The following is a 24,651-nucleotide window of genomic DNA, read 5'->3' as shown; positions in this document are numbered from 1 at the left end:
AGTTTATGAGACACGAACAATCCATCTCACGACGAAACGCGCTGAAACTGATCGGTGCCTCCAGTGTCGCCGGTCTCGCCGGCTGTCTGGATGGCTTCGGGAACGGATCGGACGAGGAGACGGCCGCGAGCGGGTACCCCGCGGCCGACGACGGGGCGAAAGTCTGGGGGAAGATCCTCAACGACCACGCCGACGGCCGGGATCGATACGACCCGGATGTCGACGGCGACGTCCTTTTCGACCCGGATACTGTTCCCGACACCGGCGACGGAGCGGATATCGACTGGCAGCAGTTCGCGGACGACGACATCACGCTGACCTTCGGTATGGGCCTTCACCCGTACTCGACGGTCACGCAACCGGTGATTCCGGCTTTCGAGGAGCTGACGGGGATTGAGGTCGAGTACGAGATCTTCCCGGAAGACCAGTACTGGCTCGAAGCCCGGGACGACCTACAGAACAGACGCGAGTACGACGGGATGATGACCGGCCTCTGGCAGGCCGGGGAGTTCCACGCGAACGGCTGGGTGCGCGACCTCAACGAGTTCATCGAGGACGACGACCTGACCGACCGTGACTGGCTCGCGATGGACGATTTCCTCGACGATACGATCGAGCTCATGTCGTTCCCCGGCCCCGACGGCGAGGCCCAGCTCACCGGCTTTCCAAACGGAATCGAGGCCTACGGCGCGGTCGGCTGTGACGTCCCCACCTTCGAGGCGATCGACGACATCGCCGACGATCCGGGCGAGGAGATCTCGACGTTCGAGGATCTCGAACGCACAGCCGAGATCATTCACGACTCGGACGTGGTGACACAGTACGACGACGCTCCCCGTGCGGGGATCACTTCTCGAACTAGCACGACGACGCTTTCCAGTGCCAACTGGGCAACGATGTTCAAAACCCACGGTGGCAACTGGATCGATCGCGACCGACGGGAAGCGGCCCTTGCCGATCCCGGCGGCGGCGTCGAGTCGCTGGAACTCTTTGGCCGCCTGATGCGGGATTACGGTCCCGAGGATCCGGGCCAGAAGAACTGGTACCGCGCGAACAACGCACTCGCCGCGGGCGAGACGGCGATGATCTACACGACCCCCTCGACGTCCGGTGCGATCACCGAAGAGCAGATCGAGCGCACACACTGGATCCCGCCGCTTCCGGCACCCGACGGTAGCGATCCCGAAGTTGCCACCTGGGTCTGGGCGACCGGAATTAGCCAGTACTCGGACAATCCGGAGGCAGCGTGGCTGTTCATCCAGTGGGCAAACTCCCGTCTCGGCAATTACATGCTCTCCGCCCGCCAGTGGGAGGGCCACGGCCCACGTGCCGGCACTGCACGGCTGAACTACCTCGACGAAGTGGTCGGCATCGACGAGAGCCATCCCGGCATCACCCGGAGCTTCCTCGATGCACACATCGAGGGGATGAACAACGTCCCGACAGACCCGCCTGCGATCCCGGTTGACACCCCACAGAACATGCCGATCATGACCGAGGCAGCGGTAGCGATGAACAGCGTCGTTCGAGATATCAACGACGCCAAGACGGCGCTCGACGAAGCCGCGCCAACGATTTCCGAGTACGCACAGGAGATCCCGGACAGATACGTCCAGTAGGGGCAGCCATCCGGTCACGTCGGCGAGGCCCCACCGAATCCGTTTTGCGCCCGGGGCTGTTACGTCGAGCAAATGGAGCGCAGCGTTGCCCTCGACCGTGCCGAGGAGATCATCGACACCGTCGAGCAAGAGCGGATGCCGGTCCCGGTTCGTGAGGTCTGGGTGTACGGTGATGTCGCGCTCGGCCTCGACCCGATCGACCGTCTCGACGTCTACGTCACCAAGGACATCCTGCTGGAGGACGAACCGGACAGGGCCGCCGAGTTTGCCGACTCCCACGGTATCGAGGGTGTCGGCCGAACGGTCCGGGCTGACTGGGCCGACAGGCATCCCGAGTACCTGCGAGCGAACACGAACGGCCACGCCGCGCCGGAGCAGTGTCTCGCCGCCCATCTGCTCGACGACGACGAGCCGATCCATCTCGAAGTCTGCAACGCGAGCTTCGAGGATAACGTCACCCAGCGCCTGCAGGGCGCGAAGGCTCGTGGCGCGTGGGAACAGCTCCTCGACCCCCGAGGTGCCTGTCTCTGGGTCGGCGACGGTGCGGGGAAGGGGCGGCGAAGCAAGGACGCCCTGGCGAAACTCAGAGACGGCGAACTCCCGTTCCCCACGCTGCCCGAGGCGCTGACGATGATCGGGCTGGACGACGACGAGGCCGAAGAAGCCGCTGAAGCCGTCCAGGCCTGGCGAACCGAACAGGAGGGCACGACGGTTCGCGGCGACGTCGTATAGCTACTCCTCGTCGTCCTCTTTGCCGGTCACTTTGTCCATCGTCTCCTTGAACAGCGCGTTGATCTCGTCGTCTTCCTTTTGTTCCTCGTCAAGGAGACTCTCGGGGTCGGGAGAGACGCCCTCGAACACCTCCTCGTCGTCACCCTCTTCAGCATCACCCGCAGCATCGTCCAGTGCATCCTCCGGGGGATGGTCGTTCGTTGCTGGCTCCGCCCGCTCGGCCGGACCCGTCGAGGGCTCACCTGAACCGTCGTCTCTCTGCTGGTCGGGGTCAGGAGCCGAGCTGTCGGAGAGTTCGTCGTCGTTGAGGTCGTCCTGGAGCTCACGCACCGCTTCGTCTATCGGGGATTCATCCCTCCGGCCATCAGAGTCAGTCGATCCCTCCGCCACCTCGGCACTGTCGTCACCCATGCCGGAGCCAGCTACTGGTGGCTGCTCGCTGGCTCCGTCACCGGTTCCAGCTCCACCGCCACTCGTTCCATCGTCAGCACCGCTCTCGTCCTCGCCGAAACCGGGTAACTCGAAGCCGCCGTCCTCGTCGCTGTCTGCGGTAGTCCGGTCGCTTTCGCCGTTTTCGGTTGGTAGCTCGAAGCCGTCGTCCACGTCATCGGCGTCGACCGCCTCCTCGTCGGGCGATCCGATTTCCGACCCCTGATCGGCCACTGATCCAGTGTCGGCCTCGTCGTTTCCGGCCTGCTGGTTTCCTGCTCCCTGGTCGTCGGCCTGTTTGCTCTCGGCATCCTCGCCCGTGTCCTCGAATTCGAACTCGGCAGCCGCTGGCTCCGTATCACGCGTCTGCTCGTCGCCGTCCGACTCTCCATCGCCATCGGCAGTAGATATCGAGGTCGCCGCTGGTTCGGTCGCCGATTCGCTATCATCGGCATTCTTGCCGTGGTCGCGTTCCGCAGCCGGCTCCTCCGCTACCGTATCTGCCGATGCCCCGTCCGAGAGGGTCTCCTCGCTCTCCGCAGTTTCGGGAGACGATTCGAGCTTTTTTGTCTCGTCATCGTCGACGCGTTCGCCCTCCTCGACGCGTTCGTCTTCCAGTTCCGATGGCTCAGTCTGTTCCGCGGACTCACCAGCGTCCTCATCGGCTGTGGGATCAGCTGGCACGTGATCGGTTGGTTCGCCGTCCGGTGGATCGCTCTCGGCCGGAGCAGCTGAGACACCGGATTGCGCCGGATCTGCGGCGTCGGACACGGATGACTGATCGGCACGTGTCTCCTCGACATCCGGCTCCCCGGATGCATCGGCAGTCGCACCTCCGGGGGTGGTTTCGGACGCCGATTTTGACGCGTGGTCGGTCTCTCTATCCCCGGACTCGCCGTCTCCCTCCGCTGCTGTCTCGGTCGCCGCTCCACTCGAATCGGACTCCGGTCCGTCCGCGCTCGCTGGCAGGACCGGCCCGGTCAGTCCACCAGCACCGCTGAGACTCGACGCCAGCTGCCAGTACACCATTGCGGCATCACTATCCGGATCATAGCGGAGTAGCGACTGGCCAGCCCCCGCGGCTGCCCGTACCGCATCGTCCTCGGGAACCACGGCAAGTACGTCGGTCCTGAGCCGTTCGGTCACGTCGACGATATCGACTGCCTGCACCGAGGGAACTCGCGAGAGGACGGTCCCGCGGATCCGACAGCCGTGATACCGCACTACGGTCGCCGCCTCCGCCGTCTCGGACAGATCGTCTTCGGCCGATCCCGAGACGAGGATCGCCTCGTCGGCCAGTTCGAGCCCCATCGCGATGTCGACACCGCCGCCGTGGCCGAGATCGAGCAGGACCAATTCGTAGCGCTCGCGTAGCGTTGTCGCCGCACGGACGAGTCGGTGGGTCCGGACGTCAGTCGGTGCGGGAGCCTCGCTTCCCGAAGGGAGGTAGTCAACGCCGTGCGGTCCCGTCACCATCGCCTCGTCGATCGTGGCATCCCCCCTGAGCACCGATCGGACGCCGTCGTCGCTCTGCACGTCGATGATCTCTTCGATGCCGTCGCTATCGAACGCCGCATCGACGACTGCGACGCGTGTCGCCGTCTCGGCCATCGAAACCCCTACCGATACTGCGGCCGTCGTCGTTCCGATTCGGTCGCGCCCCCCCAGAAACGCGAACACTGTCCCTGTCATTGACATGACTATCGGAAGCATCCACCGTGAATGTTACCCCGCTCGGGAGCCCCACATGAATCACGCCGCGGCTTCGTATATGAATGCAGGGACGTTACAAGACTCCGTGAACTTCCGGGGCTACTCGACGACACCGGTCGTGACGAAAAAAGGAACGACCTCGCGGCGTCTGTACTCGCCGGTCTGCATCTGCTCGATTACCGCCCGCCCCATCTCGCGCCACGCACTCCGGAGGCGGTCGTAGCCCTCGTCGGTCAGTCCCCCGACCTGCATCTCGGTGCGGTCGGCCGCCAGTCCGTCACCGGTCGCTTTGCGCTTTGCGGCGTCGAGATCGCGCTGGGAGTACGGCGCGGCGACGATCCGTTCGTGATCGTAACGGTCTGTCGTGACGTCGTCCAGTCCCGCTTGCTCGAACAGCGCGGCAGTCGGGCTCCCACCGAGCGTGACATCGGTCCCGACGCCGTCGAGGTAGGCCGCTCTCGCACGGGCGGCGAGTTCCGCCTCGGCCTCGACGCTCGACTCGACCGTTACCGCGGCGTTGTCCGGTTCGACCGCCGCGACGCGCTTGCTCGCTACGCGCGCGAACTCCTCGATCGCGGCGGCGGGGTCGGGGAGGTTGATCAGCAGCGCCTGACAGATGACCAGATCGACCGCATCATCGGGGATGGGCAGGCGAGTCGCGTCCCCGGCGACCGGAGTGACGTGCTCGCGGGCGGCATCGAGCAGGTCCGTGTCGGCGTCCACGGCTAGCACCTCGACGCCGCTTTCCTCGGCGAGCACGCGGGAGAGTTCGCCCGTTCCACAGCCGACGTCGAGGATCGAGTCACAGTCCTGCAGGTCAAGGGCCGCAAGCGCCTGCCGTGAGTCGTCCCACATCCCTGCGCGGGTGTCCCGCAGGTACGACTCGGAGAACTCTCGCACGGGTAGCACTGGACCGGGCAGGCTAAAAAACGGGACGATCCGGGTCTATGCTGTTCGGTGGGCCAGCTCAGAGTCGGCGTTCTGCGAAGTCCCGCACGGCATCGAGCGTGCCCTCGCTCAGTTCGGTCGTGTGTCGCCACTCCTCGGCGATCCCATCGTGGCGGTAAAACCGGTCATGATCCCCACAACCAGTACCGTGCCAGGTGGTCTCGCTGCCCGGTTCCGCGGCCCCGGCGTAGGCAGTCGCAAATGGGGTCACTTCCCGCACTCCCGCGTCGACCTGCGTCACGCTGCCGAGATCGTGATCGCAAGATCCTTCGACCACTCCACTCACTGCCTCGTCGTCGACCAGCGTGTGCAACACCTCGTGGATCGCGATATTTCGCGTCACGTCCCGCCCGTCCCAGCGTTCGGTCGCGCCGAGATTGGCGATGGTTACCGTCCCGTCACCGCCACGTGTGACATCCGCCCTGGCCGTACCGTAGCCCAGATCCGGATTGAACGGTTCGCGGGCGAGCAGCAGATGGGCCGTGTTGGCACTCCGGGCGTCGCGCTCTTCGAGCAGGTCGCCGAACGCCGTCAGCAGGTCGGAGCCGTCGAGGCCGGTCGGCGGATCGACCCCCGGTTCGGCATCGAGGCTCCAGTCGGCGTCGTCGACCGTCTGGGACTCGCGCTCGATGTGTGCCGTGAGCCGCTCCAGCGCGACGCCGACTGCCGCGTACGCCTCCAGCGCCGGTCGGTCCCAGCCGTTCCAGCGGTCGCCAGTCGCCGCCGGGATCACGCGAACGCGTAGCGTGGCGGTAGTGGGTGCGGTCGCGGTGCCGACGGCGAGTGCGGACGCCGAGGTGCCCACCGCCGCGAGTATCGCCCGTCGGCATGTGACCGGGGACCTGGTCATCGGTATCCTCTCGGCGGGCCGATCATATCAATGTGGGCGTCGGCTGGAGCGGCACAATTTCTACACATTGTAGAAATTGTGCTAAAGAAAATACTTGATGTTGTATGACTGCACCACAATGTTTGAACATTCTATTTTATATGGAGTCCAACTGATCGAGTGAGCTCACTCCTCGATCCGCAAAAATCATCTGCTGACTCGCGCAGGCCGACTTCGCCGTCCGTTTCGGATACGGAACGTTAGTTGCGTTCATTTCGCTGGTCAGGCCGTGTTCACGTACGTTTTCGTGACCACGACGGTCCCTGCGAGCAGCAGGCCGATTGCTGCCCAGTAGCCAAGGTGTGCCCTCGCTTCGGTCGCGATAAGTATCATGCCGACGCCAAGAACCGACAGCTGCAAGCCGGCGATCGTCGATCTTCCTGGCACCCCATCTTCCGCTGATATCCTGTTACCTGATACAGGTTTGATCGCTTTGGCGAATCATCTTCTCGCCACTTCGCATCTACAATCCAAGCTGTCTCTCCGCGGGCCCGCAGAAACATATCCGGCCGCAATTCAAGATTCTTCGTTCGGTGGTTCGAGGTAGGTTTCGAGAGCGTCGACAACGGTCCGGACGAACGACTCATGCAGGCGACCCTGTCGCCGGACGATCGCGGCGTGCTTTGGCGACGCAACGGCCCACGGTGAGGCGTAGCTCTGCCGAGGCATTCCGCCTTCGACCCAGTCGGCGTCCTCGAGGGGAATCCCTTCGTCGTGGGGTGTCGTCGTCAGCGTGACCGTCATGTATTCCTCGTCGCCGAACGGATGGCTGTCATTGTTCAGGATCAGCCACGGCCGCGGATTTTCACCCGACTTGAACGGATCCGGGCCCCAGACGACATCGCCGCGCTGGTAACTCATTCAGTGTCCTCGTCGTCGACAGCGTGCTCCAGCCACTCGTCCATGTCCTCCTCACCGTAGCGCTCATTTGCGGCACGCGTGCTCTCGACCATACTCGTATACGCGGCCACGTCGTCGGCTTCACCGAGGGCCCAGTAGTTGCCTTTGTGGCGAACGAGTCCGCGCTCCTCAAGGCGCGAGAGGACGACGCTGATGCTCCCGGCCTTCACGTCGGTCGCATCGCGAATCTCACTTTGAGTAAACGCCTGGTCGGGGTGGCCAGCGAGGAACCGCATCACGCGGTCGGCATTCGTCTCCCCACCGTTCTGCAGTCGGTCTTCAGGAGAGGATTCGAACATCTCGATGTCGATGGGCATATGTATTTCTTTGTCAGCGGATGTATTAGGTGTATCGACGTATTTCTGAATAATACTGCTGGGGGTCATCGGACGAGAAACCGCGGTGCGACTGCTCAATTATATGCTCCTCGACGGACCAGGGTTAGACATCGTCCTCGCGAAATCGAACGACATCGACATCGATCGGAAGGGTCTCGAAGTCATCATCAGCACCGGCGATGAGTGTCGCATTCCTCTCGTGGGCGAGTGCAACGCCATGAGCGTCCGCAAACGAAATGTGACCATCCGCTTTCACCTCGGCGGCAAGTCGCCAGTCAGCTCGTTCGATTTGAATCCCCCACCGTTCGAGCGAACGGAGATCGCGATCGGCAGTGCGAAGTGAGTCTGTCGTGGGGTTGTCGTCAATTCCCTCGAAGCGAGCAATGAGATAGAGTACTTCGCCAGCGTTGGTCTCTGCCAGCAGCCCTTCGAAAGTCTCGTCACGAACGTCTCGAAGATACTCTTCGACGACGCTCCGACCTGGCTCGTCGTAGAGGTATGCGATGATCGCTTCGGTATCAAAGACGTACCGGTTACTCATTCATCTTCCGAGTCAGCCGGTCGGAATCGGTTAGTACGGGCCTCTTCGCGCCGGTGTTCCTCGTGTTTCAGTTCGCGAACCCGGTCGATCACGTCGCCACGCTCGCGGTCGGTGTCAGCGTGAATCCCGCCTAACTCTTCGAGTGATGGGACTGGTTCGACGATGATCCGCTCGTCTTCCTCGTAAATGAACACCTCACCAGGGGTGTCGATCCCGAACTTCTCCCGGAGCGTCTTCGGGATCGTCGCCTGTCCCTTCTGCGAGACACGTACGACCTCTGGGTCTCGGGTACTACTCGACATACTATGTTTTACTACCTTCTCTGAGTACTACTACCTATCGGTGAGCTCCCAGCCGATGGCACTGTCTAGAAACACTACTTCGACCTTGCAGTGCCTAGTGGATTGATATCGAAGTCATGTGTCGCGTTCAGTCGCCTGTGTTCGATGGCTGCGTGACGCCCGTATCGAGATCCTCGTTCGTCTCACCGTACTCCCGCGATGGAACCTTCGTCGCCATCATGACGGCGTCGTGCAGGTTGTGCGTATCGATGACGAGTTCGGCCAGCGTCCGGATCTGAAAGCCGCGTTCGAGACGCCGCCCGTAACACCGGGCGTACAGCTGGAGCCAGTCATCGAGTGCGCGGTGGAGCAGATCCCACTCGTGCTCGGAAAACCGGGCGAAGTCCCCGCCGCTCCGTCCGTCGATGTACAGGGAGACGAGTTCGCCGACGCCCTCCTGCAGGAACTGCTGGGCGCGCTCCGGCGCGGGCGTCGTCTCGGGCGGGTCGAAGCCCTGCCGCTCCTGTCGGGCGCGCTCGGCCAGCCGCTCGATTCGCTCGTGATGCTCCGAGGCCATCAGCCCTCCTTGTACTCGACGCCCTTGCCGCCGCTGGGGTGTTCCCACTTCGTGTCGGCGACGATGGCACAGGTGCCACACTCGACGCAGGGCTGGGTGTCGAGGCTGACGACGCGCTGGGTGTCGCCGTTGGTCTTGATCTCCTCCTCGCGGTAGCAGCCACCGCCAAAGTCCTTCGCGCTCACGGGACAGGCCGTCACGGCGGTCCCGCTGGCCTCGAATGTGCTGTCGATCAGCTCGATGTGAGGATCGCCGACGTTGTAGGTCAGATCGCCGATCCGGTCGTCCAGTTCGGGCGGCTCGACCTCGTGCTCGGCGTCGACCGGGGTTCCCAGCTCCTCGCCGAGGATCGTCGGCACCGTCACGTAGGACGTGCGGGTGTCGGGGATCATCCCAAGCACGAACGGGGAGTTGAACAGGCGCTCGGCAGTGCCATCGAACGCGCGCAGACCCGCCCGCCCGATCGACGAGTTCAGTAGCTTGTTGCCGACCGAGGTGACGAAGTCGCTTTCGGACAGCCCGCTGGTCAGTTCGTAGCGAGTTGGCCGGAGCTTGTCCATCACGCCCTCGTTTTCGAGTTTTTGCTCGTAGAGTTCTCCCGCCTGCGAGGTGTCGCCGCGAGTCCGCGCCTCGGCGAAGGCTTCTGCGGCAAGTCCACCGGCGGAGACGGCGTGGTTCATCCCCTTGATGATCGGCCCCTGTGCCTGCATCTGTCCGGCGGCATCGCCGACCAGCAGGAGCCGCCCGCGGTGTGGCGAGGGATGGGCGACCTTCTTCGAGTCGGGCACGAGTTTCGCCGAATACTCGCGTTCCTCGTACTCACCCTGCAGATACTGGTCGAGGACAGGGTGGGTGAGCAGGCTGTTCAGTAGTTCATGCGGCTCGGCTTCCTTCGCGGCGAGCGAGTCCAGATGGAAGACGGTCCCGATCGACAGCGAGTCCTCGTTGGTGTAGAGGAAGCCACCGCCGCGGACACCGTCGAACAGGTCGCCCGAGAACAGGTGGGCCGCTCCCTCGTCCTCCTCGATGTCGAAGCGTTCGTTGATGACGTCGGGCTCCATGTCGACGACCGCTTTGACGCCCTGGAACCACTCATCGGGCTCGTCCCAGTCCATCAGCCCCGCATCCCGGGCGAGCTCGGAGTTGACGCCGTCGGCGGCGATGATCACGTCCGCGGTGATCGGGTCGAGTTCGTCGAAGGTAACGCCGACGATCTGGCCGTTCTCCCGGAGGAGACCGTTTGCCCGGACGTCCGTCAGGAGGCCGCCACCGGTCTCACGGGTCCGCTCGTGGACGCGCTCGGCGAGCCACGAATCCATCTTCCGCCTGAGGACCGAATCGCACCACGCGGTGTCGTGCTCGTGGACGTCGGCCAGATCGAACGTCTTGACCCTGTTCCCGGCGATGTTGTGGATGTAGTTCTCGTCGACTGGCCGTTCGGACGCTGCCTCGCGAAAGTCGGGAAACAGGCCATCCATCGTGTACGGCGCGGATTCTTCGGCGTAGATCAGCCCGCCCGAGACGTTCTTCGAGCCAGCCTCGACGCCGCGTTCTAATACGAGCGTCTCGACGTCCTGCCGGGCAAGCGCGGCCGCCGCTGCGGCACCACCCGGTCCCGCGCCGACGACGATCGCCTCGTAGTGTTCGTACTCGTCAGTCATCGGTCTCACCTCCATCGGTCGCGACCGCCGCCTCGACGATCGCATCGCTCGGGTCGCCACTCTCTAGCGCCTCGATCAGGTTCGGGAGTACCTCGAAGAGGTCGCCCTGAATGTAGTAGTCCGACCAGTCCCGGATGTCGGCGTCCGCATCCGTGTTGATCGCGACGATGGTATCGGACTCGTCACAGCCGACCTTGTGCTGGATCGCGCCGGAGACGCCCGCAGCGATGTAGAGCTCCGGCTGGACCTCCTGGCCGCTCTCGCCGATCTGCCGGTCCTCGCCGGTGTACTCCTCGACGTGGCCGTCGAACTGGAACGAGGAAGTGATGATCCCCCGCGTCAGGCCAAAGGCGGCGTCCTCGAACGCGTCGGTCAACTCGAGGCCGAGTTCGATCCCCTTGGTGGGGTCACGGTCGATCCCGCGGCCGACACAGACGACGACCTGGTGGTCCGTGAGGTCGACGCCGCTTTCGAGCAGATCGTACTCCTCGATGTCGACGAGCAGCCAGTCCTCGTCGAGTTCGAGGTCGTGTTCGATCACCTGTCCTTCGCGCTCGTAATCGGGATCGGGCAGCTCGAACTTGCCGGGAATCACCGACGCGCCCTGCGGGTGGAACTCCCGCCGGGGCGAGTCCAGGCAGAGGATCGTCGAGTACTCGAAGCCCGAAAAGTCCGGGCGGGGCATGTGAAGGACGCGCTCGAACTGTTTCTTCCCGCCCTCGCCGCCGGTCTTTGCGGGGTTGCTGATGACCACATCGTCGATGTAGAGGTCCGAACAGTCACTGGCCAGCCCCGAGTCGAGTTCGGCCTGGACCAGCGCCGAAAGATCCCGACCGTTGTGCGTCGCCGGGAAGACGACGTAGCGTGGCTCGTCGTAGTCGCGCCACTCCTCCTCGTGGCGGTCCTCGCGGACGTAGGGATGGCCCGCACCGCGGGCCATATCGCAGTAGATCTCGGTATAGGGTTTGTGCCTGAACCGATCGAGTTCGGGATCGTCGTAGTACAGCGCCACGTCCGCGCCGTATGAGATCGTCTCCTCGGCAAGCTCCTCGACGTCCGAGCCGATCACGACCGCGACGACGTTCTCGTCTTCCTGGTACTCCTCGTTGTACTCGTCCATCAGCTCGCGGGCCTTCCCGAGCAGTTCCTTCGAGACGTCGAGGAGTTCACCCCCCTGCGTCTCACAGTAAACCCACATATCCCGATACTCGCCGCCGTCGAGCGATCGGACGTGGGCTTTGTCCGCGGTCGGGTGATCGAGGTGTGGATGTGCCTCTTCGGGCGGTTCGATCTCGATCTCGATATCGGTCTCCTCGCTGCCCAGTACCGAGTCGAGTTGCTGGCCGATCAGCCGAAGGACCGTGTCACGGTTTTCGCCTGCCTCCTCGGTCTCCTGCAGCTCTTCGAGCCGGTCGGGATCGTCGATATCGCGGATCAGATTCGCGGCATCTGCCGTGCTCATCTCGGTGATGTCGGCGTCCTCGTCGCCATTCTCCTCGTCCTCGCCCAACGCCTCGATCCGGCTCTCGATGAGCGTCTTGACCGGGACGCGATCCTCGCCATCGGCTTCGAGGTCGAGCATTGCCTCCAGCTCCTCGAGATCTTCGACGTCCTTGATTTTCGGCCCGAGTTCGGAGATATCGTACTCGGTTGGATCTATCTCGACCATGGTCAGTCACCCCCCGCCTCCGCACGGCCCGCAGCGTGTGGCCCCAGTTCGTCGAGCAGTTCGCCCATCGACTCCTCGTCTGCGGGATCGATCTCCGTCGCCTCGCGTTCGGATGGCGCTTTCGGGATCGGATCGACGCCCTGAACGACCGTCGGCGAGCCGTCGAGCCCGATGTAGTCCGGGTCGAGGTTGAGCGCTTCGTGATCCCAGACGGTCAGATGGTCCTCGAAGTTCTCGGCCCGCGCTTTCGTTTCCTCCCGCAGATCCCGGTGCTTCAGCCGGTGTTCCGCCCGCCGATACACCGGCTCGAACTCGGGATCGGTGACGATCACTGCAGGCATCGGCGCTTCGACCGTTTCGATCTCCTCGATATCGCCCTCGACGAGTCGTTTTGCCCGCACGACACCCTCCTCGGGATACGCTTCGAGGGAGATGACGTGCGTGATCATCGGCCAGTCGAGTCCCCAGCAGGTCTGTGGGCCGGTGTGGCCCGTCTCCCCGTCAGCGGTCTTGAATCCGGCGAAGACCAGATCGGGCGTCTCGTCGAGCTGTTCGATCCCCACGGACACTGTGATCGCCGTCGCCCAGGTGTCGGCCGCCGCCATCTCCCGATCGGAGAGCAAGTAGAGTTCGTCGGCGTACACCGACTCCATCCCCTCTCTGAGGATGTCCTTGTAACCCGGCGGCCCCATACTCATCAGCGCCGAAGTCCCGCCGTTCCTGATCTTGGTCTGTAACGCCGCTTTCAGTGCGAACTCGTCGTTCGGGTTCATCACCGTCGGCGTGTCTCCGCGTTCGAGATGTCCGTCTTCGTCGAACGACACCGCGCCTTCACTGAAATCCGGTACTCCTTTGGTAAGTGTTAGTGTGAACATTGGTATCTTGTAACGTGTATTGTGAGTAGTCAGGGCCTGTGACGTGTTGTGACTGACGTCGGGCCGCACGCACTGTCCGTTTTACGTGCGCCCTGCACGGCCGGAGTCGACATCGATCGCGTCGACCGGACAGACGTCTACACAGAGCATGCAGTCGATACACTGCTCTTCGTGTGCCGGTTCGGCCTTGATCTCGCTCTCGGGATGTCCCGGCGTATCGACCCACTCGAAGACGTCGACCGGACAGTCCTCCAGACACGCACCGTCAGCCAGACAGATGTCGAAATCGACGGCGACGTGTGTGCCGTGGATGCCGAGTTGCTCGGGCGGGTCGACCGGCCCCCAGACGGTGACGCCGTGCTCGTTCTCCTCCTCGTGGATCTCCCGGTTCTGTTCGAAGTTTGCATCGATGGCCATTGCTAACTAGTATGCAGATGTGGCGGTTACTTAAATCTTAGATAGAAAACCACCATATTTCGGGTGGATGTACCTCGGAGGATAGACAGGTGGCTCCGGGAGGGTATCCACCCGAACGTTTGTGCATGTAGCGACCGTCAATGGATCCGATGGCCCCTCCCGACGAGTGTACCGAAGACGACTGTGAGCGTCCCGGCGCGGTGGTGCTTCACATCCCGTGGGCCGACAACAGAGTCGTCTGTTCGGCCCACGCGCGGGTGCTGGCCCGGCAGGACGGCGTCGTGGCTGATCCGCTCGATGAGGCCGCCGAGAACTGGCGCTGATCACTCCTGCTCGCGGGAGACGTCCTGCTTCAACTCTACCTGCCCGCTCGCTCGCATCGAGCCGTCGACGGTCGCGCCGGATTCGAGTTCGAGATCGCCACAGGAGACGTCCCCGAGCACTCGCGCGTCGTCGGCGATGGCGACGGTTCCGTTGCGCGTCGTCACGTCGCCGTGGATCCGGGTTCCCGAGCCGATCAGGATGTCGTCGCGCGCTCTGAGGCTGCCGAAGATATTGTTGTCCTCACCGACAACAATCGACTCCGCGCGGACGTTTCCGTGGAGCCGACAGCCGTCGCCGATCCGTGCAGGCGTCGAGACCCGCCAGGCGTCGTCGCTGACGGTCGCATTCCTCGGGATCAACAGCGGTTCCTGTTCGGGATCCTCGCTCTCGGCGAACTGCCCGAACAGCTCTTCAGCCGCCTCCTCCTCGCCGATCCGCAGGAGCTGTGAGAGATAAATAAAGAGGAAGACGATCGTCGGCATCGGGTTCCGAATGACGATCCAGCCGTTTGCCTCGAACCCCTCCTCGATATCCACGTCGTCACCGATGTCGAGGTCGCCGCTGACCATCAACTGGCCGCCGACGTGGACGCGCTCGCCGAGATAGGCGTCCCGGCCGACCAGAACGTTTCCGGCGACGTCACACCACATGTCGAGTCGACAGTCCGCCTCGGCCTCGATATCGCCGCCGAACTCGACACCTTCACCGGCGAGGACGTTCCGGCCGCGGACGCCAAACTCGATCGTGCTCCGCCCGCCGATCACCACATCCCCGTCGGTCACCAGGTCGTGTTCTTCGACTGTCGTCCCGTCGGGAATCGACAGCTCGTCAAGCGGGTTCGATCGCAGCGACACACGCCCTCCTTTCCACCGCCGGATAATAAACCCCGCGCGGGCGTCCGACAGGCGTCAGACGCTCGCCGCCGGAGCGTCCTCCGCAACCGACTCCTCGTCACAGGGCCAGGTCAGATACTCGGAGTGTAGCGTTGACGATCCGAGGTAGAACTCCAGATACAGACAGTCCTCCTCCTCGGTGATCAGGTCTGATGCGGTCGTAGACGACTCGTACCCGTCGACCTCGACGACCACTTCGTACGCACCGGGACCGGACACTGGTTGCTCGAAAACTATCGCACCCTCTCCCGGCTCGTCCCCGCGGAGCCGTTCGGTCGTCTCGAATGCGGTCCCGTCCCCGTCCTCGATCCGTGCCGAGAACTCCTGCCCCTCGTGTCGGTGGTTCGCCAGCTCGAGGTACTCGATCTGGGGCTCCGGGGGTGCCGGGTCGTCGGTACAGCCCGCGAGCAGCCCGGTAGCGGACCCGGCCGCCGCCACGAGCAGCGATCGTCTGTCGATGGAGGGCATCATCCGATCTTCTTTCCAGCTCATCATAACGATTGTGCCAGGCCGGGTGGTTGGCCCATCCCTCGACAGTCGCTATGCGTGGCACCTTTTACTCGGCGGCTCCGAGCCGTTCATATGACTACACTTGCGTTCGACGAACACGGCGTCGACGTCGTCTACGAAGGAACCGAGTTCCGACTGGACAAGGAACTGATCGAAGACGCGACACAGAAAGGCTACTATGACGTGACCGACCACGAGGTGCTCCAGATGGTCGCCTCCAACCCGAACCTGCAGGGCGAGCCGCGCCGGATCGGCGACATCGTGGACTGGGAGTAGACGCGCCCAGCGATTCGGTTCTGTTGTCCCGAGAAACCTGTCCGACTGGCACCAGATGTCCTATTTATGTAGGGCATCGTGGAGCAGTAACGTACGTAGGTTAGGTGGTATCGTTATCCCGCTCTCGGCGAACATACAGACGAGCAATGAGTACCCCAGATGTGACAATTGATCCAGGAGGGGGTAGCCTTTCGGACGGCCACAGACCGAGCGACCGGATCGTCACAGCCCTTGCAGAGGAGAAAGGCGTAGACGTACTGGACGTAGATCCACTGTTCGACACGATCGATCTCGATGCCGTTGACGATCTTCTCGGAGGCGGATCGGGAACAGCTGACTCGTCAGTACGGCTCTCGTTCGTCGTGCAGGGCTGTCGAGTCGTCGCCAGTGGGGACGGTAGCGTAACGGTCCGGTCGCTGGAGGGATCCACGGGGAACGGTCGATGACGAGGAGACAGTGACCGACAACGAACACACCGCGACGACCGAGGGGGACTCCGAGTCTACCGAACTGTGTGCGCAGTGTGGGGCCAGTATCGACACATCGGAATGGCATCCGGTCGTCGCCGACGACGGCGCAGACGGCGAGTTTCAGCTGTATCCGTTCTGTGACGAGACCTGTCGCGAGGAGTGGGAATAAACTTCGACTGAAACCACTGCCTCTTTATCTGAGTACAGTGGAGTTCGGGTAGAAGACGTACAGACAGCTATGAACGGGGATTCCGGGGGCAGGAACGACATGGGGATGGACAGGGACGTAGAATACGTCGCGGTAAGCGACGACGAATCGGACGCCGGGACGCTGTTCGATCCGGACGCCGAGGACGCCTGGATCGAGTCTGACACCCTGGTCTCACTGGTCGACGACGAAGCGTCGGGAACGCGTTTTGACGCCGAGACCGGCACGTACCACATCGAGTACGACTGGCGCACGGCGATGCCGATGAGCATGATCGTCGTCATGGTCGTGTCCGATCTCGAGGGGACCGACCCGATGGAGTTGACGCCGCTGTACGATTCGCTGGATCCGGAACTGCTGGATACGCTGTTTAGCCCGCGATCGGACGGGACGCTCGCGGTCGGCGAAGTGACGTTCACGTTTGAGGGGTACGAGATCCACGTCTACCGGCACGGACACATCAGCGTTCGGCCGCCGGAAGCGCTGGAGACTCAGGAGTCGTCGTAGCGGTTCGCGGCCGACTCGAAGGAGAGTTCATTTTGCTCGCGGCTCCGCCGACCTTCCGCCGCGGCGAGTGCTTCCGCGTCCGGCGACACGTCGTCGGTGATCCGCGCCCACGAGTCGTGGACTTTCGCGTGACACCACCGACAGAGATAGACGGTGATTTCGTGACGTAGCTCCTCGCCGTCACCCGCATAGGAGAGATGATGTTCTTCCAGGAGCGGCCGCTCATCCTCGTGGGCGACCCGGCGCTCTTCGAGCCCACAGCGTTGACACTCGCGGTCGTGGTTTCGAGAGCGAAAGTGTGGACAGTCAGTCCAGTCCCAGTTGTCGCCCGCAGCGACCGGACACGCGAACTCGTCGGCCCGTCGTTCGCGCGCGAACTCAGGGTCTTGCTCGGCATACTCGAAGGCGTACCGGCAGCGCCCGTCGTCAGTGACGTGATCGCAGACGTCGACGTGGTCGTAGGGGTCGTCGACGCCGACCGACGTTCCCGAGGGCGTCTTTTCCATACCGTCGTTCGGGAGCGAACACTGTTGAACTTTCCTACCCTTCGTGTTCGATCTCCTGCATCAGGGTGTAACTGTTCGTGCGCTCCTGACCCAGCGCGGCGGGGTGTGCGCCGACTGCGATGATCAGATCGTCGCCGCTGGTGACGGTCGCCACATGGATGTAGATATCGACCTCCTCGCCCTCGAACTCGGCGGTCGTCTCGAACGTGCTGACGGTCACTTCGTCACCGAGCACGACCTCCTCGCGCTCGTCGATCTTGTCTGCGTCGCCCAGTCCGTCGTAGTCATCGCCCAGCTCGTTCTGGAACTCCTCGAGGAGCTCGTCGTGAGAGAGCTGTGCGATCGGGTTGAGCGACTGGCCCAGTATTTCGGCGTTCGGCGTCGACACGACCGCAAACGTTGCAGCCTGTTCCGTCTCGCTCTGAACGGTCAGATCCTTCTCGTAGGTGTTGATCCAGTTGGTGACGATCAGCCGTCGTTCGATCCCGCCCGCCTCGACCTCCTCATCGATCGTCAACTCCTCCGTGTCGATATGTTCGAAGTCGGTTTCGTCGAGTCCGTCCTCGCTGACCGACGCCTCCGAGGCCGTAAACTCGACCGTATCCCCGGTGATTAGATCCATACAACCCGCAAGCGATGCCATCCCGACCGCAGCTCCCGCCAGTACGGCGCGTCGTCCCAGTTCCATGAGGGACACAAGCCGGTCAGTAAATAAATCCTTTCCGGCAACAAAACGCACGTATCCCGCAGAATACGGCTACTCCCAGTCCGCAACCGGTGTTTCGGATCGACTCTGCTCCCGGTAGGCTCGCTGCATCGCCCGAACTGCGTCCTCGAAGCCCGCGTCCAGTTCCGAACGGACCCGATCTAGTTTCCACGTGCTCGGCGTGACTCCGTGCGCCCACCGGTCTTCGAACGGTTCGATGTAATGGGTGATCATATCTGACGAGACGCCCTGCACGTCGAGCCCCGTCCGGACGAGGTCGAACAGTTCCTCGTAGATATCGTCGTTCGCCTCGGTGTACTCGCCATCGGCAGTGATCCACGCCAGATCGCCCTCCAGTCCGTCCTCGGCCGCGGCGTAGAAGCTCCGTTCGGCGGCCTCGTGATCGAGCTCTATTAGCGGGTGATCGGTGGCGACGATGCCCCGGAGCAGTCCGGCGACAAGCACCTGCAGGCCGACGTTGCCGCGGATCGTCGGCTGGGCAGGCAGTGGCCGATACTCGATCCGCACTGACCGGCTATCACCCTCACCGACAGGCTGGCCGCCGACAACAGAGCGGACCCAGCGCCAGTAGGTCCCGCGTTTGTGATCGAACTCCCAGAGGCGCTCGTCGATCGTCTTCCGCTCACCGTCTGCGACCCACTCGCGAAGGAACGGCGCACAGGTCGGATCGTCGAGCAGGTACGAAATTGTATCGTGGGTCGTTTCGATGTCTTCGGGGACGCGCACCTTGTTCCAGACGGCGTTAATCGACTGCTCGAACGCCGCGATCCGAAGTTCGTGATGCGTTTCTTCAAGCAGGCGCTCGGGATCGTCGACATCATAGAGATCGACAGGCAGTAGCGGCGAGTTCGTCGAAAGCGCCAGTACGGGGCCGAGCGTCCGGATCGCGGCGTTGTAGTAGGCAGGGAGCGCGTCGGCGTCGGGAATCTGGAGATGTGGCTGGATCGAACTGGTCAACGACTCACAGAGGATCGACGGGAAGGTGACCTCCGCACCGGGGACCGACAGGGAGACGCTCCCGTTGCCCTGTGCCAGAATCTCGTTATCGAGCGCCCAGTAGCGCGGCGACGCGGTCATATTCTGGGCGATCGTCACCCCCTCGTCGTCCTCGACATCGCCGAGGTACGACTGCGTCCCCTCCGACGGCGGGACCGCCCACATCGCGTCGAGGACGATCTCGGTGTCTGCATCGTCTGCCGCGGCACGAGAGGCGTCGAGATTTTCCCTGAGCTGTGCGACTTGCGCGGCGATCCCGTCCTCGTCGAAGCGTGTCGGTTCCGTGTGAAGCTCGGCGTTGTGGAGTCCAAGCTCCCGATCACAGGGCGCTTCGAACACCGGATCGGGGAGCCGGGCGAGACCGCTATCGTCGACCGCGTAGGTCTCGATCTCGATACCGAGCGCAAAGCTCGGGTTGTCCAGTTCACCGTCCGACAGCAGCTCCGCGACCGTCTCGGCCTGCTCCTCGACGCGCTCGTCAAAGATCGCCTCGGTCTCGTCCGAGAGCGACCGGCGGACGAGCTCCGTCCCGGTGTCCGTGGTGTCTGCCATTATCGCCGAGTGGTACGCCTGAACCATAGCACTTCGGCATCGACGCTCGGCCTCCGGCTGCAAGAGCGGTTCCGGAGCGCATACGGAGACCCGCAGTATATGGGCAAATCCTCCGACTCGATCGGAATATCCCGATCGGATTTCCAAACGCATTTTTGTCGTGTTCACCAACGATGTGGTATGACGAAACCGACCAGCGACGACTGTCCGCGCGTGAACGGGATGCCGATGCTCGGGCTCGGGACGTGGAAAAACGAGGATCCGGACCAGTGTGCCGAAAGCGTCCGGACCGCGCTGGAGACTGGGTATCGCCACATCGATACCGCCGATCTCTATGGGAACGAGGCGGCTGTCGGCGATGGCATCCGGCAGGCCGATGTCGACCGTGAGGACGTCTTTCTCGCCACGAAGCTCTGGACCGACGATCTGGGGTACGAGGACGCAATCGCATCGGCCGAAGAGCGTCTGGACACACTCGGCGTCGACTATCTCGACCTGCTGTACATTCACTGGCCCGCAAAGAGTTACGACCCCGAGGAGACGTTCCGCGCGTTCGAGGAGCTGTACGACCGGGGACTGATCGAGAACGTCGGGATCAGCAACTTCGAGCCCGAGGGGATGGAGACAGCTGTCGAACACTGTGACGTGCCGATTCTCGCCAACCAGGTAGAGTGTCACCCGTTCCTCCCTCAGGAGGACGTCCGGTCGATGGCTGACGAACTGGACATCGAAGTCGTCGCATACTCGCCGCTGGCTCGCGGTGCCGTCTTTGATTCGGACGTGCTGACCGACATCGCTGACGCTCACGACGCCAGCGCGGCACAGGTCAGCCTCGCGTGGCTGCTCGAAAACGGCGTCACGCCGATCCCGAAAGCGACGAGCCGAGAGCACATCGAGGACAACTGGAACGCGCTCGCGCTGGAGCTGAGCGACGAGGAGATCGACCGGATCGACGCCATCGAAGCGGTCGACAGGAAGGTCGATCCTGATTTCGGCCCCTGGAACTGATTCTCTGGACTCACCCGAAAACTGATTCGTTGGGCCGCCGGAACGTTGAAAACGGATCGCTTACACTGTATACTGTATGAGTACGCGGTCGTCCGGGAGCGGCGGGGTCGTCGACGGAATCAGGGTCGATCTTCGACGCCTCCACGAAAGCTGGATGGAACTCGTTTTCCCCCGCCAGCGGGGGAGTGGTCACTCCGTCATGGGGAAGTGGACGCCGAACACCACGAGCGGCTGGATCGCCTACCGGCTCTGGTCGGCAGTCGGCATCCCGGTCGTCGCCGTCCTGTACCCGCTTGCGCTCTTTGGCCTCATGTTCCGGTTTTACGCGACCCGCGTCGACCGGGTCGCGGCGGGTCTCGGCGTCGCCGGAGTCGTCGTCCTCGCGGCGCTGGTCTGGGGCGTCCTGACGGTTGCCGCCCATCAGGTGTTCAGTTTCGACGGCTTTCTGGCGGTGCTTGCGGCCGCCATCGTCGCCACGATAGCTGCCGGGCTCGCAGTCGTCTTCTCGCAGGTCGGCGGCCGCCTCGTCTCGGTCGTCTTCGCGTATCCGTCCGCGATGACCGCGCTTTTCCTCCCGCCCGTGGTCGCCGCGCTGGTCTCGCCGACGCTGGGCGAGATAATCCTCTCCGGGAGCGACTCGCTGGCGATCTGGCTGCTCGACACCGTTTTGACGGTGGGCGGACTCAGCGAGTGGCTCTCCGAACAGTACACCCTCGCCGGTGCGGCGTATCTCGGAATGTGGTTCGGCATCGCCGTCCCGCTGGGCTGGCTGATCGGCTCGCTGGTGACGCTGGCCGGGCTCGTCCGGCCGACCTGACTGGCTCTCGGTACGTTTAGGAGCCCCCGGTCCTGACCCTCGTGTATGGAGTTCGACCTGACCAAGACCCTTGTGGCATTCCTCGCGGTCAACCTGCTTGGCGTCGGCGCGCTAATGAGCGCACCGATGGGAATGACCGAGAGCACGATCCTGACGATGGTACTGCCCTCGATGCTCGTCTTCGGCGCGATCACGCTCGCGATCGGCGTCAAGTTCGGCGAGTACCGCGCGAGTGGGGCCTGACAGCTCGCTCTGTTGTATCGCCCTCACGTCCGATCCCGTCAATTATTTCCCCGCGTAGGGCCACCCTCGGAGTATGTTCGGAGGAGGTGGCGGTGGCATGGACCCCCGCAAAATGAAGCAGATGATGGAACAGATGGGCGTCAACATGGAGGATCTCGACGCCGAAAAAGTGATTATTCAGACGCCGGATGCCGATCTCGTCTTCACCGACGCCGAGGTGAACAAGATCGACGCGCGCGGGCAGGAAACCTACCAGATCGTCGGCTCGCCCGACGAACAGGCACCCGGCAGTGCTGGCGGCTCGGCCCCCGCGGTCGAGAGCGGCGGTGATGCAGGTGGCGTCCCCGACGAGGACGTCGAAATTGTCGCGATGCGAACCGGCGCAAGCGAGGATGACGCCCGAGAGGCCCTCGAAGCCAACGACGGCGATCTCGCCGCCGCAGTCGACCAGCTAGAGTGACAGTTCTCGTCGTTCGCGGCAGCAGACAGTTCCTCGTGGAACCGGGCGAGGAACAGGGCACCGACCTCGGCGTACTGGAAGTCCCCGAGGACGTCGAGCCGGGAGACACCCTGACGACGCATCTCGACGAGGAGTTTCAGGTCCGGCGACTGCGCGGTCCCGACCTGTTCAACCACATGGAGCGCACCGGCGCGCCGATGATGCCCCGCGATATCGGGCTGATCATCGGCCACGTCGGTGTGGGTCGAGGCGACCGCGTCCTCGATGCCGGAACCGGAACTGGTGTCCTCGCCTCGTATCTCGCTCGTGCGGGCGCGGACGTGCTGACGTTCGAGCGCGACCCCGAGTTCGCGGAGGTTGCCCGCGGGAATATGGAACTGGCCGACGTGAGCGAGTCAGTCGACGTCCGGGCTGGCGACGTGACCGACTACGTCGCGGACTGCGAGGAGCGCTTCGACGTCATCACGCTCGATACGGAGGATGCCGCCACGGTCGTCGAGGAGGCTCCCGACCTGCTCGCACAGGGTGGCTACCTCGCCGTCTACTCGCCGTTCGTCGAGAACACCCGTGAGGCCTGTCGCGCCGCACGGGAGGTCGGTCTCTCGGATGTCGTCACACAGGAGACGATCCAGCGCGAGATGGACTTCGACGACCGTGGTTCCCGCCCATCGACTGCGGGCGTCGGCCACACTGGCTATCTGACGTTCGCGCGGAACGTCTAGTCTCGTTTTCGCAGATTCGTCACATCCAGTTTGGATTCCAGAGCCTCCACCTGAAAATCGGCGTCTGCAACGATCAGATGGTCGCTAGTGGATCGTGCAGTAGCGGCGATAAGTAGGTCTCGCACCCCCATTCGCTGCCCGTCATCGAGCAACTCGTCCTGTAGTTTCGCCGCTTCGATAGCGACTGTCTCACTCACGTCGATCGACCGAATACCGTCGAATCGCTGTCGCTCCGCGTCAACATCGGTTCGTCCGCTTCCCAGCGATCCATCAAGGACTTCGTAGACACAGAGTGTAGACGTGAGATACGGTCCCGGCTGCTCTTCGACGAACTCGACCGTTTCCTCGCGCCCTTCAAGCATGTCGATGATGACTGACGAATCGAGAAACGTCATCGACGGAAACTCTCCCGGGAGCGATCGATTGCACGCCGCGCGTGATCTGCAGTTTCAGCATCCCACGATCCTATATCGACCGGTTCTTCTTCACCTGCCAGTCTGGCCAGTAGTTCGTCGAAGCTCTCGTTTTCACGTTTCAGGCGGGTGAGTTTCTCTTTTGTCTCGTCGGAAACACGGATCGAGGTGCTCATATGTATACATAGCGCATACATTATTTAAGTACTTTCGCCGGGACACTGGGTTCGTTCTGGACCGACACCACGATCATCCTACATCCCGAATCAGATCGAGCACCTCCTCGCGCCACTCGCCGGGAGTCGCGTCGACGTCCTCGACCGATCTGGGGTGTGCACCGCCCGAGATCCGAAACCCCTCCCCAAGCCAGACGGCGAGCCACCCCTCGATCCTCATCGACTCGCCCTCGGCGTCGAACCGTCCGCGATAGCCCAGCAGCGTCGCCCGGTCGCCGGTCTCGACGCGCATGCGCTGGCGGGTCGTCTGCTCGACATCCCCGATCCCTCTGGCTTCGAGATCCTCCGCGAAGGCCTGCTTTGCCTCCCTGACGACGGTCGACCGGATCATCGGTCCCATCCCCGGACCCAGGGGCGGCGAAAAGGAGAGCCGCGTCGCGAAGAAAAACCGGAGCGTCGTGTCGCCGACTGCCGGGCGCAACCGCTCGCGCAGGTCGGCGTCCTCGTACACCAGGGTCCGGCCAGTTACGGTAAGCGTCGGCAGCCGAAACCGCATTTCGGTGGTGTCCTCGATGCGCTCCCAGCCCTCGGCATCAAGACGCTCCTCCGGGACGGCGGGCGGCGGCGGCTCTGCCATCGGGCGTAGTACGCTCGCGGGCTACTTCAGGATTGGCGCGGGCGAGAGCGACTTTTGCCCCGTCCCGGCCGGGGCATCGAAAGGGGCCGACCGCTCGGCGGCTCCGCCGACGCAAGACTCGCAGGACGGAGTCCGAGGATCGCAGCGAGGCAGCGCCGTCGAGCGGGAGGGGGCTTTCGGGGATAGATGTGAAGCTAGCGGGGGACGATCAACTACGGCTTCCGAACCGCGTGAGAGAACCGACTCCAGCTAGTGGTCGTCTTCGCGCCACTTGTGCTCGCAGTCGGTACAGATGAAAAAGCGAGTTTCGGACTCGTCGGCCGCGCGGATCTGTTGCATGTACCAGTGGGCACGATCGTTGTCACATTCGGGACACTGCGCCGACGTGGTCGGCAGGCCGCTGTCGCCGTCGCCGGTTTCGATCACTTCGCTGACCTCCTGATCGTCGGTGAGCACGTAGTTCGCGTCGGGGTTTTTCGGCTGTTTGTTGCCACAGCTCCCACAGACCCACAGTTCGTCGTTGGCTTTCATCATCGAGCCGCACTCGTCGCAAAACTCCATTGGTACACACGACTACTCCCGTGGGGAGTGATAAGCCCGGCGTTTGGCCGGTTGAC

The 24,651-nt window shown here is 63.3% G+C and carries 35 protein-coding genes; 12 read left to right on the top strand and 23 right to left on the bottom strand.

The genetic code is table 11. The annotated features are described in order from the left end of the window. Positions 1-5 precede the first annotated feature (5 nt). Complete coding sequence (locus AArcSt11_RS13285; RefSeq protein ID WP_250597761.1) at positions 6-1,619, top strand: ABC transporter substrate-binding protein; 1,614 nt, start codon at positions 6-8, stop codon at positions 1,617-1,619. A 72-nt stretch (positions 1,620-1,691) separates the two neighbouring features. Continuing rightward, positions 1,692-2,351 (top strand): DUF7095 family protein, encoded by a 660-nt coding sequence (locus AArcSt11_RS13280; protein ID WP_250597759.1) that lies wholly within the window; start codon positions 1,692-1,694, stop codon positions 2,349-2,351. Here AArcSt11_RS13280 and AArcSt11_RS13275 read toward each other — a convergent pair whose 3' ends face one another. From AArcSt11_RS13275 to AArcSt11_RS13215, 14 genes are all read right to left on the bottom strand, one after another. Continuing rightward, positions 2,352-4,472 carry a hypothetical protein gene (locus AArcSt11_RS13275; RefSeq protein ID WP_250597757.1) on the bottom strand — a complete coding sequence of 707 codons (2,121 nt, stop codon included), beginning with the start codon at positions 4,470-4,472 and terminating at the stop codon, positions 2,352-2,354. Between the two features lie 120 nt (positions 4,473-4,592). Further along, a complete protein-coding gene (locus AArcSt11_RS13270) occupies positions 4,593-5,393 on the bottom strand; it encodes a class I SAM-dependent methyltransferase (protein WP_250597755.1) in 801 nt (266 codons plus the stop codon). A 67-nt stretch (positions 5,394-5,460) separates the two neighbouring features. Next, the gene (locus AArcSt11_RS13265; protein ID WP_250597753.1) at positions 5,461-6,291 is read right to left on the bottom strand and encodes a hypothetical protein; all 831 of its coding nucleotides are present in this window, start codon (positions 6,289-6,291) and stop codon (positions 5,461-5,463) included. A 261-nt stretch (positions 6,292-6,552) separates the two neighbouring features. Then, positions 6,553-6,717 carry a hypothetical protein gene (locus AArcSt11_RS13260; protein WP_250597751.1) on the bottom strand — a complete coding sequence of 55 codons (165 nt, stop codon included), beginning with the start codon at positions 6,715-6,717 and terminating at the stop codon, positions 6,553-6,555. Beyond that, positions 6,660-6,833 (bottom strand): hypothetical protein, encoded by a 174-nt coding sequence (locus AArcSt11_RS17110; protein ID WP_353617785.1) that lies wholly within the window; start codon positions 6,831-6,833, stop codon positions 6,660-6,662. The genes AArcSt11_RS13260 and AArcSt11_RS17110 overlap by 58 nt, the downstream gene beginning before the upstream one ends. A 13-nt stretch (positions 6,834-6,846) precedes the next feature. Further along, positions 6,847-7,191 carry a type II toxin-antitoxin system PemK/MazF family toxin gene (locus AArcSt11_RS13255; RefSeq protein ID WP_250597749.1) on the bottom strand — a complete coding sequence of 115 codons (345 nt, stop codon included), beginning with the start codon at positions 7,189-7,191 and terminating at the stop codon, positions 6,847-6,849. Beyond that, entirely contained in the window at positions 7,188-7,547 is a 360-nt protein-coding gene (locus AArcSt11_RS13250; RefSeq protein WP_250597748.1) for a MarR family transcriptional regulator, read from the bottom strand. Before AArcSt11_RS13250 ends, AArcSt11_RS13255 begins: the two co-directional genes overlap by 4 nt. Before the next feature lie 124 nt (positions 7,548-7,671). After that, entirely contained in the window at positions 7,672-8,109 is a 438-nt protein-coding gene (locus tag AArcSt11_RS13245; RefSeq protein WP_250597746.1) for a PIN domain-containing protein, read from the bottom strand. Further along, a complete protein-coding gene (locus AArcSt11_RS13240; protein WP_250597744.1) occupies positions 8,106-8,411 on the bottom strand; it encodes an AbrB/MazE/SpoVT family DNA-binding domain-containing protein in 306 nt (101 codons plus the stop codon). Before AArcSt11_RS13240 ends, AArcSt11_RS13245 begins: the two co-directional genes overlap by 4 nt. A gap of 127 nt (positions 8,412-8,538) precedes the next feature. Further along, positions 8,539-8,967: a DUF8055 family protein gene (locus tag AArcSt11_RS13235; RefSeq protein WP_250597743.1), complete on the bottom strand. Its 429-nt coding sequence runs from the start codon at positions 8,965-8,967 to the stop codon at positions 8,539-8,541. Then, positions 8,967-10,628, bottom strand: a complete 1,662-nt coding sequence (locus tag AArcSt11_RS13230) for an FAD-dependent monooxygenase (protein WP_250597742.1) — start codon at positions 10,626-10,628, stop codon at positions 8,967-8,969. The genes AArcSt11_RS13235 and AArcSt11_RS13230 overlap by 1 nt, the downstream gene beginning before the upstream one ends. After that, entirely contained in the window at positions 10,621-12,297 is a 1,677-nt protein-coding gene (locus tag AArcSt11_RS13225; protein WP_250597741.1) for an electron transfer flavoprotein subunit alpha/FixB family protein, read from the bottom strand. The genes AArcSt11_RS13230 and AArcSt11_RS13225 overlap by 8 nt, the downstream gene beginning before the upstream one ends. Before the next feature lie 2 nt (positions 12,298-12,299). Then, entirely contained in the window at positions 12,300-13,172 is an 873-nt protein-coding gene (locus tag AArcSt11_RS13220; RefSeq protein WP_250597740.1) for an electron transfer flavoprotein subunit beta/FixA family protein, read from the bottom strand. Positions 13,173-13,253: 81 nt separating this feature from the next. Beyond that, on the bottom strand, positions 13,254-13,589 hold the full coding sequence (locus tag AArcSt11_RS13215; protein WP_250597739.1) for a 4Fe-4S dicluster domain-containing protein: 336 nt from the start codon (positions 13,587-13,589) through the stop codon (positions 13,254-13,256). Between the two features lie 149 nt (positions 13,590-13,738). Between AArcSt11_RS13215 and AArcSt11_RS13210 the strand changes: the two genes are divergently transcribed. After that, positions 13,739-13,912, top strand: a complete 174-nt coding sequence (locus tag AArcSt11_RS13210) for a DUF8014 family protein (protein ID WP_250597737.1) — start codon at positions 13,739-13,741, stop codon at positions 13,910-13,912. Here the strand turns inward: AArcSt11_RS13210 and AArcSt11_RS13205 are convergent, their stop codons facing one another. Beyond that, positions 13,913-14,767, bottom strand: coding sequence for a polymer-forming cytoskeletal protein (locus AArcSt11_RS13205; RefSeq protein WP_353617784.1), 855 nt, complete (start codon positions 14,765-14,767; stop codon positions 13,913-13,915). Between the two features lie 54 nt (positions 14,768-14,821). Then, positions 14,822-15,274, bottom strand: coding sequence for an Ig-like domain-containing protein (locus tag AArcSt11_RS13200; protein ID WP_250597735.1), 453 nt, complete (start codon positions 15,272-15,274; stop codon positions 14,822-14,824). Positions 15,275-15,388: 114 nt separating this feature from the next. Here AArcSt11_RS13200 and AArcSt11_RS13195 point away from each other — a divergent pair, with 114 nt between their 5' ends. From AArcSt11_RS13195 to AArcSt11_RS13180, 4 genes are all read left to right on the top strand, one after another. Next, positions 15,389-15,592 (top strand): DUF5800 family protein, encoded by a 204-nt coding sequence (locus AArcSt11_RS13195; RefSeq protein ID WP_250597732.1) that lies wholly within the window; start codon positions 15,389-15,391, stop codon positions 15,590-15,592. 146 nt (positions 15,593-15,738) lie between these two features. Further along, positions 15,739-16,038 carry a HalOD1 output domain-containing protein gene (locus AArcSt11_RS13190; protein WP_250597730.1) on the top strand — a complete coding sequence of 100 codons (300 nt, stop codon included), beginning with the start codon at positions 15,739-15,741 and terminating at the stop codon, positions 16,036-16,038. Positions 16,039-16,048: 10 nt separating this feature from the next. Then, a complete protein-coding gene (locus tag AArcSt11_RS13185; protein ID WP_250597728.1) occupies positions 16,049-16,231 on the top strand; it encodes a DUF7576 family protein in 183 nt (60 codons plus the stop codon). Between the two features lie 69 nt (positions 16,232-16,300). After that, positions 16,301-16,777: a HalOD1 output domain-containing protein gene (locus tag AArcSt11_RS13180; protein ID WP_250597726.1), complete on the top strand. Its 477-nt coding sequence runs from the start codon at positions 16,301-16,303 to the stop codon at positions 16,775-16,777. Here AArcSt11_RS13180 and AArcSt11_RS13175 read toward each other — a convergent pair. From AArcSt11_RS13175 to AArcSt11_RS13165, 3 genes are all read right to left on the bottom strand, one after another. After that, positions 16,762-17,283 (bottom strand): DUF7097 family protein, encoded by a 522-nt coding sequence (locus AArcSt11_RS13175; protein WP_250597724.1) that lies wholly within the window; start codon positions 17,281-17,283, stop codon positions 16,762-16,764. The two genes, AArcSt11_RS13180 and AArcSt11_RS13175, sit on opposite strands and share 16 nt — an antisense overlap. 34 nt (positions 17,284-17,317) lie before the next feature. Next, positions 17,318-17,971: a DUF6517 family protein gene (locus AArcSt11_RS13170; protein WP_250597722.1), complete on the bottom strand. Its 654-nt coding sequence runs from the start codon at positions 17,969-17,971 to the stop codon at positions 17,318-17,320. Positions 17,972-18,040: 69 nt separating this feature from the next. Then, entirely contained in the window at positions 18,041-19,558 is a 1,518-nt protein-coding gene (locus tag AArcSt11_RS13165) for a glutamate-cysteine ligase family protein (protein ID WP_250597720.1), read from the bottom strand. A 180-nt stretch (positions 19,559-19,738) separates the two neighbouring features. On the opposite strand from AArcSt11_RS13165, the gene AArcSt11_RS13160 reads away from it, so the two are divergent. The 5 genes from AArcSt11_RS13160 (at position 19,739) to AArcSt11_RS13140 (ending at position 22,808) form a co-directional block, all read left to right on the top strand. Next, positions 19,739-20,566: an aldo/keto reductase gene (locus tag AArcSt11_RS13160; RefSeq protein ID WP_353617783.1), complete on the top strand. Its 828-nt coding sequence runs from the start codon at positions 19,739-19,741 to the stop codon at positions 20,564-20,566. Between the two features lie 76 nt (positions 20,567-20,642). Next, complete coding sequence (locus tag AArcSt11_RS13155) at positions 20,643-21,383, top strand: hypothetical protein (protein WP_250597718.1); 741 nt, start codon at positions 20,643-20,645, stop codon at positions 21,381-21,383. Positions 21,384-21,428: 45 nt separating this feature from the next. Next, entirely contained in the window at positions 21,429-21,626 is a 198-nt protein-coding gene (locus AArcSt11_RS13150) for a DUF7333 family protein (RefSeq protein WP_250597716.1), read from the top strand. 73 nt (positions 21,627-21,699) lie between these two features. Then, positions 21,700-22,086 carry a nascent polypeptide-associated complex protein gene (locus tag AArcSt11_RS13145; RefSeq protein ID WP_250597714.1) on the top strand — a complete coding sequence of 129 codons (387 nt, stop codon included), beginning with the start codon at positions 21,700-21,702 and terminating at the stop codon, positions 22,084-22,086. Next, positions 22,083-22,808 carry a methyltransferase domain-containing protein gene (locus AArcSt11_RS13140; protein ID WP_250597712.1) on the top strand — a complete coding sequence of 242 codons (726 nt, stop codon included), beginning with the start codon at positions 22,083-22,085 and terminating at the stop codon, positions 22,806-22,808. The genes AArcSt11_RS13145 and AArcSt11_RS13140 overlap by 4 nt, the downstream gene beginning before the upstream one ends. On the opposite strand, the gene AArcSt11_RS13135 is transcribed toward AArcSt11_RS13140, so the two are convergent. The 4 genes from AArcSt11_RS13135 to AArcSt11_RS13120 all read right to left on the bottom strand — a co-directional run bounded on the left by AArcSt11_RS13135 (position 22,805) and on the right by AArcSt11_RS13120 (position 24,595). Beyond that, on the bottom strand, positions 22,805-23,203 hold the full coding sequence (locus tag AArcSt11_RS13135) for a PIN domain-containing protein (RefSeq protein WP_250597710.1): 399 nt from the start codon (positions 23,201-23,203) through the stop codon (positions 22,805-22,807). The two genes, AArcSt11_RS13140 and AArcSt11_RS13135, sit on opposite strands and share 4 nt — an antisense overlap. Further along, entirely contained in the window at positions 23,200-23,397 is a 198-nt protein-coding gene (locus AArcSt11_RS13130) for an antitoxin VapB family protein (RefSeq protein ID WP_250597708.1), read from the bottom strand. The genes AArcSt11_RS13135 and AArcSt11_RS13130 overlap by 4 nt, the downstream gene beginning before the upstream one ends. A gap of 73 nt (positions 23,398-23,470) precedes the next feature. Beyond that, the gene (locus AArcSt11_RS13125; RefSeq protein WP_250597706.1) at positions 23,471-24,034 is read right to left on the bottom strand and encodes a DUF6517 family protein; all 564 of its coding nucleotides are present in this window, start codon (positions 24,032-24,034) and stop codon (positions 23,471-23,473) included. Between the two features lie 249 nt (positions 24,035-24,283). After that, on the bottom strand, positions 24,284-24,595 hold the full coding sequence (locus AArcSt11_RS13120; RefSeq protein ID WP_250597704.1) for a transcription factor S: 312 nt from the start codon (positions 24,593-24,595) through the stop codon (positions 24,284-24,286). Between the last annotated feature and the right edge of the window lie 56 nt (positions 24,596-24,651).

This window comes from Natranaeroarchaeum aerophilus, assembly GCF_023638055.1.
Classification (GTDB): domain Archaea; phylum Halobacteriota; class Halobacteria; order Halobacteriales; family Natronoarchaeaceae; genus Natranaeroarchaeum; species Natranaeroarchaeum aerophilum.
This window is presented reverse-complemented; position numbering and strand designations above follow the sequence as displayed.

Excerpts from the sequence above, each read along its gene's own strand:
- AArcSt11_RS13225 (WP_250597741.1), bottom strand. The coding sequence starts at position 12,297 with ATGGTCGAGATAGATCCAACCGAGTACGATATCTCCGAACTCGGGCCG.
- AArcSt11_RS17110 (WP_353617785.1), bottom strand. The coding sequence starts at position 6,833 with ATGTTTCTGCGGGCCCGCGGAGAGACAGCTTGGATTGTAGATGCGAAG.
- AArcSt11_RS13240 (WP_250597744.1), bottom strand. The coding sequence starts at position 8,411 with ATGTCGAGTAGTACCCGAGACCCAGAGGTCGTACGTGTCTCGCAGAAG.
- AArcSt11_RS13180 (WP_250597726.1), top strand. The coding sequence starts at position 16,301 with ATGAACGGGGATTCCGGGGGCAGGAACGACATGGGGATGGACAGGGAC.
- AArcSt11_RS13245 (WP_250597746.1), bottom strand. The coding sequence starts at position 8,109 with ATGAGTAACCGGTACGTCTTTGATACCGAAGCGATCATCGCATACCTC.
- AArcSt11_RS13145 (WP_250597714.1), top strand. The coding sequence starts at position 21,700 with ATGTTCGGAGGAGGTGGCGGTGGCATGGACCCCCGCAAAATGAAGCAG.
- AArcSt11_RS13155 (WP_250597718.1), top strand. The coding sequence starts at position 20,643 with ATGAGTACGCGGTCGTCCGGGAGCGGCGGGGTCGTCGACGGAATCAGG.
- AArcSt11_RS13125 (WP_250597706.1), bottom strand. The coding sequence starts at position 24,034 with ATGGCAGAGCCGCCGCCGCCCGCCGTCCCGGAGGAGCGTCTTGATGCC.
- AArcSt11_RS13280 (WP_250597759.1), top strand. The coding sequence starts at position 1,692 with ATGGAGCGCAGCGTTGCCCTCGACCGTGCCGAGGAGATCATCGACACC.
- AArcSt11_RS13160 (WP_353617783.1), top strand. The coding sequence starts at position 19,739 with ATGACGAAACCGACCAGCGACGACTGTCCGCGCGTGAACGGGATGCCG.
- AArcSt11_RS13195 (WP_250597732.1), top strand. The coding sequence starts at position 15,389 with ATGACTACACTTGCGTTCGACGAACACGGCGTCGACGTCGTCTACGAA.
- AArcSt11_RS13170 (WP_250597722.1), bottom strand. The coding sequence starts at position 17,971 with ATGGAACTGGGACGACGCGCCGTACTGGCGGGAGCTGCGGTCGGGATG.
- AArcSt11_RS13235 (WP_250597743.1), bottom strand. The coding sequence starts at position 8,967 with ATGGCCTCGGAGCATCACGAGCGAATCGAGCGGCTGGCCGAGCGCGCC.
- AArcSt11_RS13165 (WP_250597720.1), bottom strand. The coding sequence starts at position 19,558 with ATGGCAGACACCACGGACACCGGGACGGAGCTCGTCCGCCGGTCGCTC.
- AArcSt11_RS13150 (WP_250597716.1), top strand. The coding sequence starts at position 21,429 with ATGGAGTTCGACCTGACCAAGACCCTTGTGGCATTCCTCGCGGTCAAC.
- AArcSt11_RS13275 (WP_250597757.1), bottom strand. The coding sequence starts at position 4,472 with ATGACAGGGACAGTGTTCGCGTTTCTGGGGGGGCGCGACCGAATCGGA.
- AArcSt11_RS13220 (WP_250597740.1), bottom strand. The coding sequence starts at position 13,172 with ATGTTCACACTAACACTTACCAAAGGAGTACCGGATTTCAGTGAAGGC.
- AArcSt11_RS13255 (WP_250597749.1), bottom strand. The coding sequence starts at position 7,191 with ATGAGTTACCAGCGCGGCGATGTCGTCTGGGGCCCGGATCCGTTCAAG.
- AArcSt11_RS13120 (WP_250597704.1), bottom strand. The coding sequence starts at position 24,595 with ATGGAGTTTTGCGACGAGTGCGGCTCGATGATGAAAGCCAACGACGAA.
- AArcSt11_RS13210 (WP_250597737.1), top strand. The coding sequence starts at position 13,739 with ATGGCCCCTCCCGACGAGTGTACCGAAGACGACTGTGAGCGTCCCGGC.
- AArcSt11_RS13230 (WP_250597742.1), bottom strand. The coding sequence starts at position 10,628 with ATGACTGACGAGTACGAACACTACGAGGCGATCGTCGTCGGCGCGGGA.
- AArcSt11_RS13215 (WP_250597739.1), bottom strand. The coding sequence starts at position 13,589 with ATGGCCATCGATGCAAACTTCGAACAGAACCGGGAGATCCACGAGGAG.
- AArcSt11_RS13130 (WP_250597708.1), bottom strand. The coding sequence starts at position 23,397 with ATGAGCACCTCGATCCGTGTTTCCGACGAGACAAAAGAGAAACTCACC.
- AArcSt11_RS13175 (WP_250597724.1), bottom strand. The coding sequence starts at position 17,283 with ATGGAAAAGACGCCCTCGGGAACGTCGGTCGGCGTCGACGACCCCTAC.
- AArcSt11_RS13250 (WP_250597748.1), bottom strand. The coding sequence starts at position 7,547 with ATGCCCATCGACATCGAGATGTTCGAATCCTCTCCTGAAGACCGACTG.
- AArcSt11_RS13190 (WP_250597730.1), top strand. The coding sequence starts at position 15,739 with ATGAGTACCCCAGATGTGACAATTGATCCAGGAGGGGGTAGCCTTTCG.
- AArcSt11_RS13200 (WP_250597735.1), bottom strand. The coding sequence starts at position 15,274 with ATGCCCTCCATCGACAGACGATCGCTGCTCGTGGCGGCGGCCGGGTCC.
- AArcSt11_RS13135 (WP_250597710.1), bottom strand. The coding sequence starts at position 23,203 with ATGACGTTTCTCGATTCGTCAGTCATCATCGACATGCTTGAAGGGCGC.
- AArcSt11_RS13265 (WP_250597753.1), bottom strand. The coding sequence starts at position 6,291 with ATGACCAGGTCCCCGGTCACATGCCGACGGGCGATACTCGCGGCGGTG.
- AArcSt11_RS13285 (WP_250597761.1), top strand. The coding sequence starts at position 6 with ATGAGACACGAACAATCCATCTCACGACGAAACGCGCTGAAACTGATC.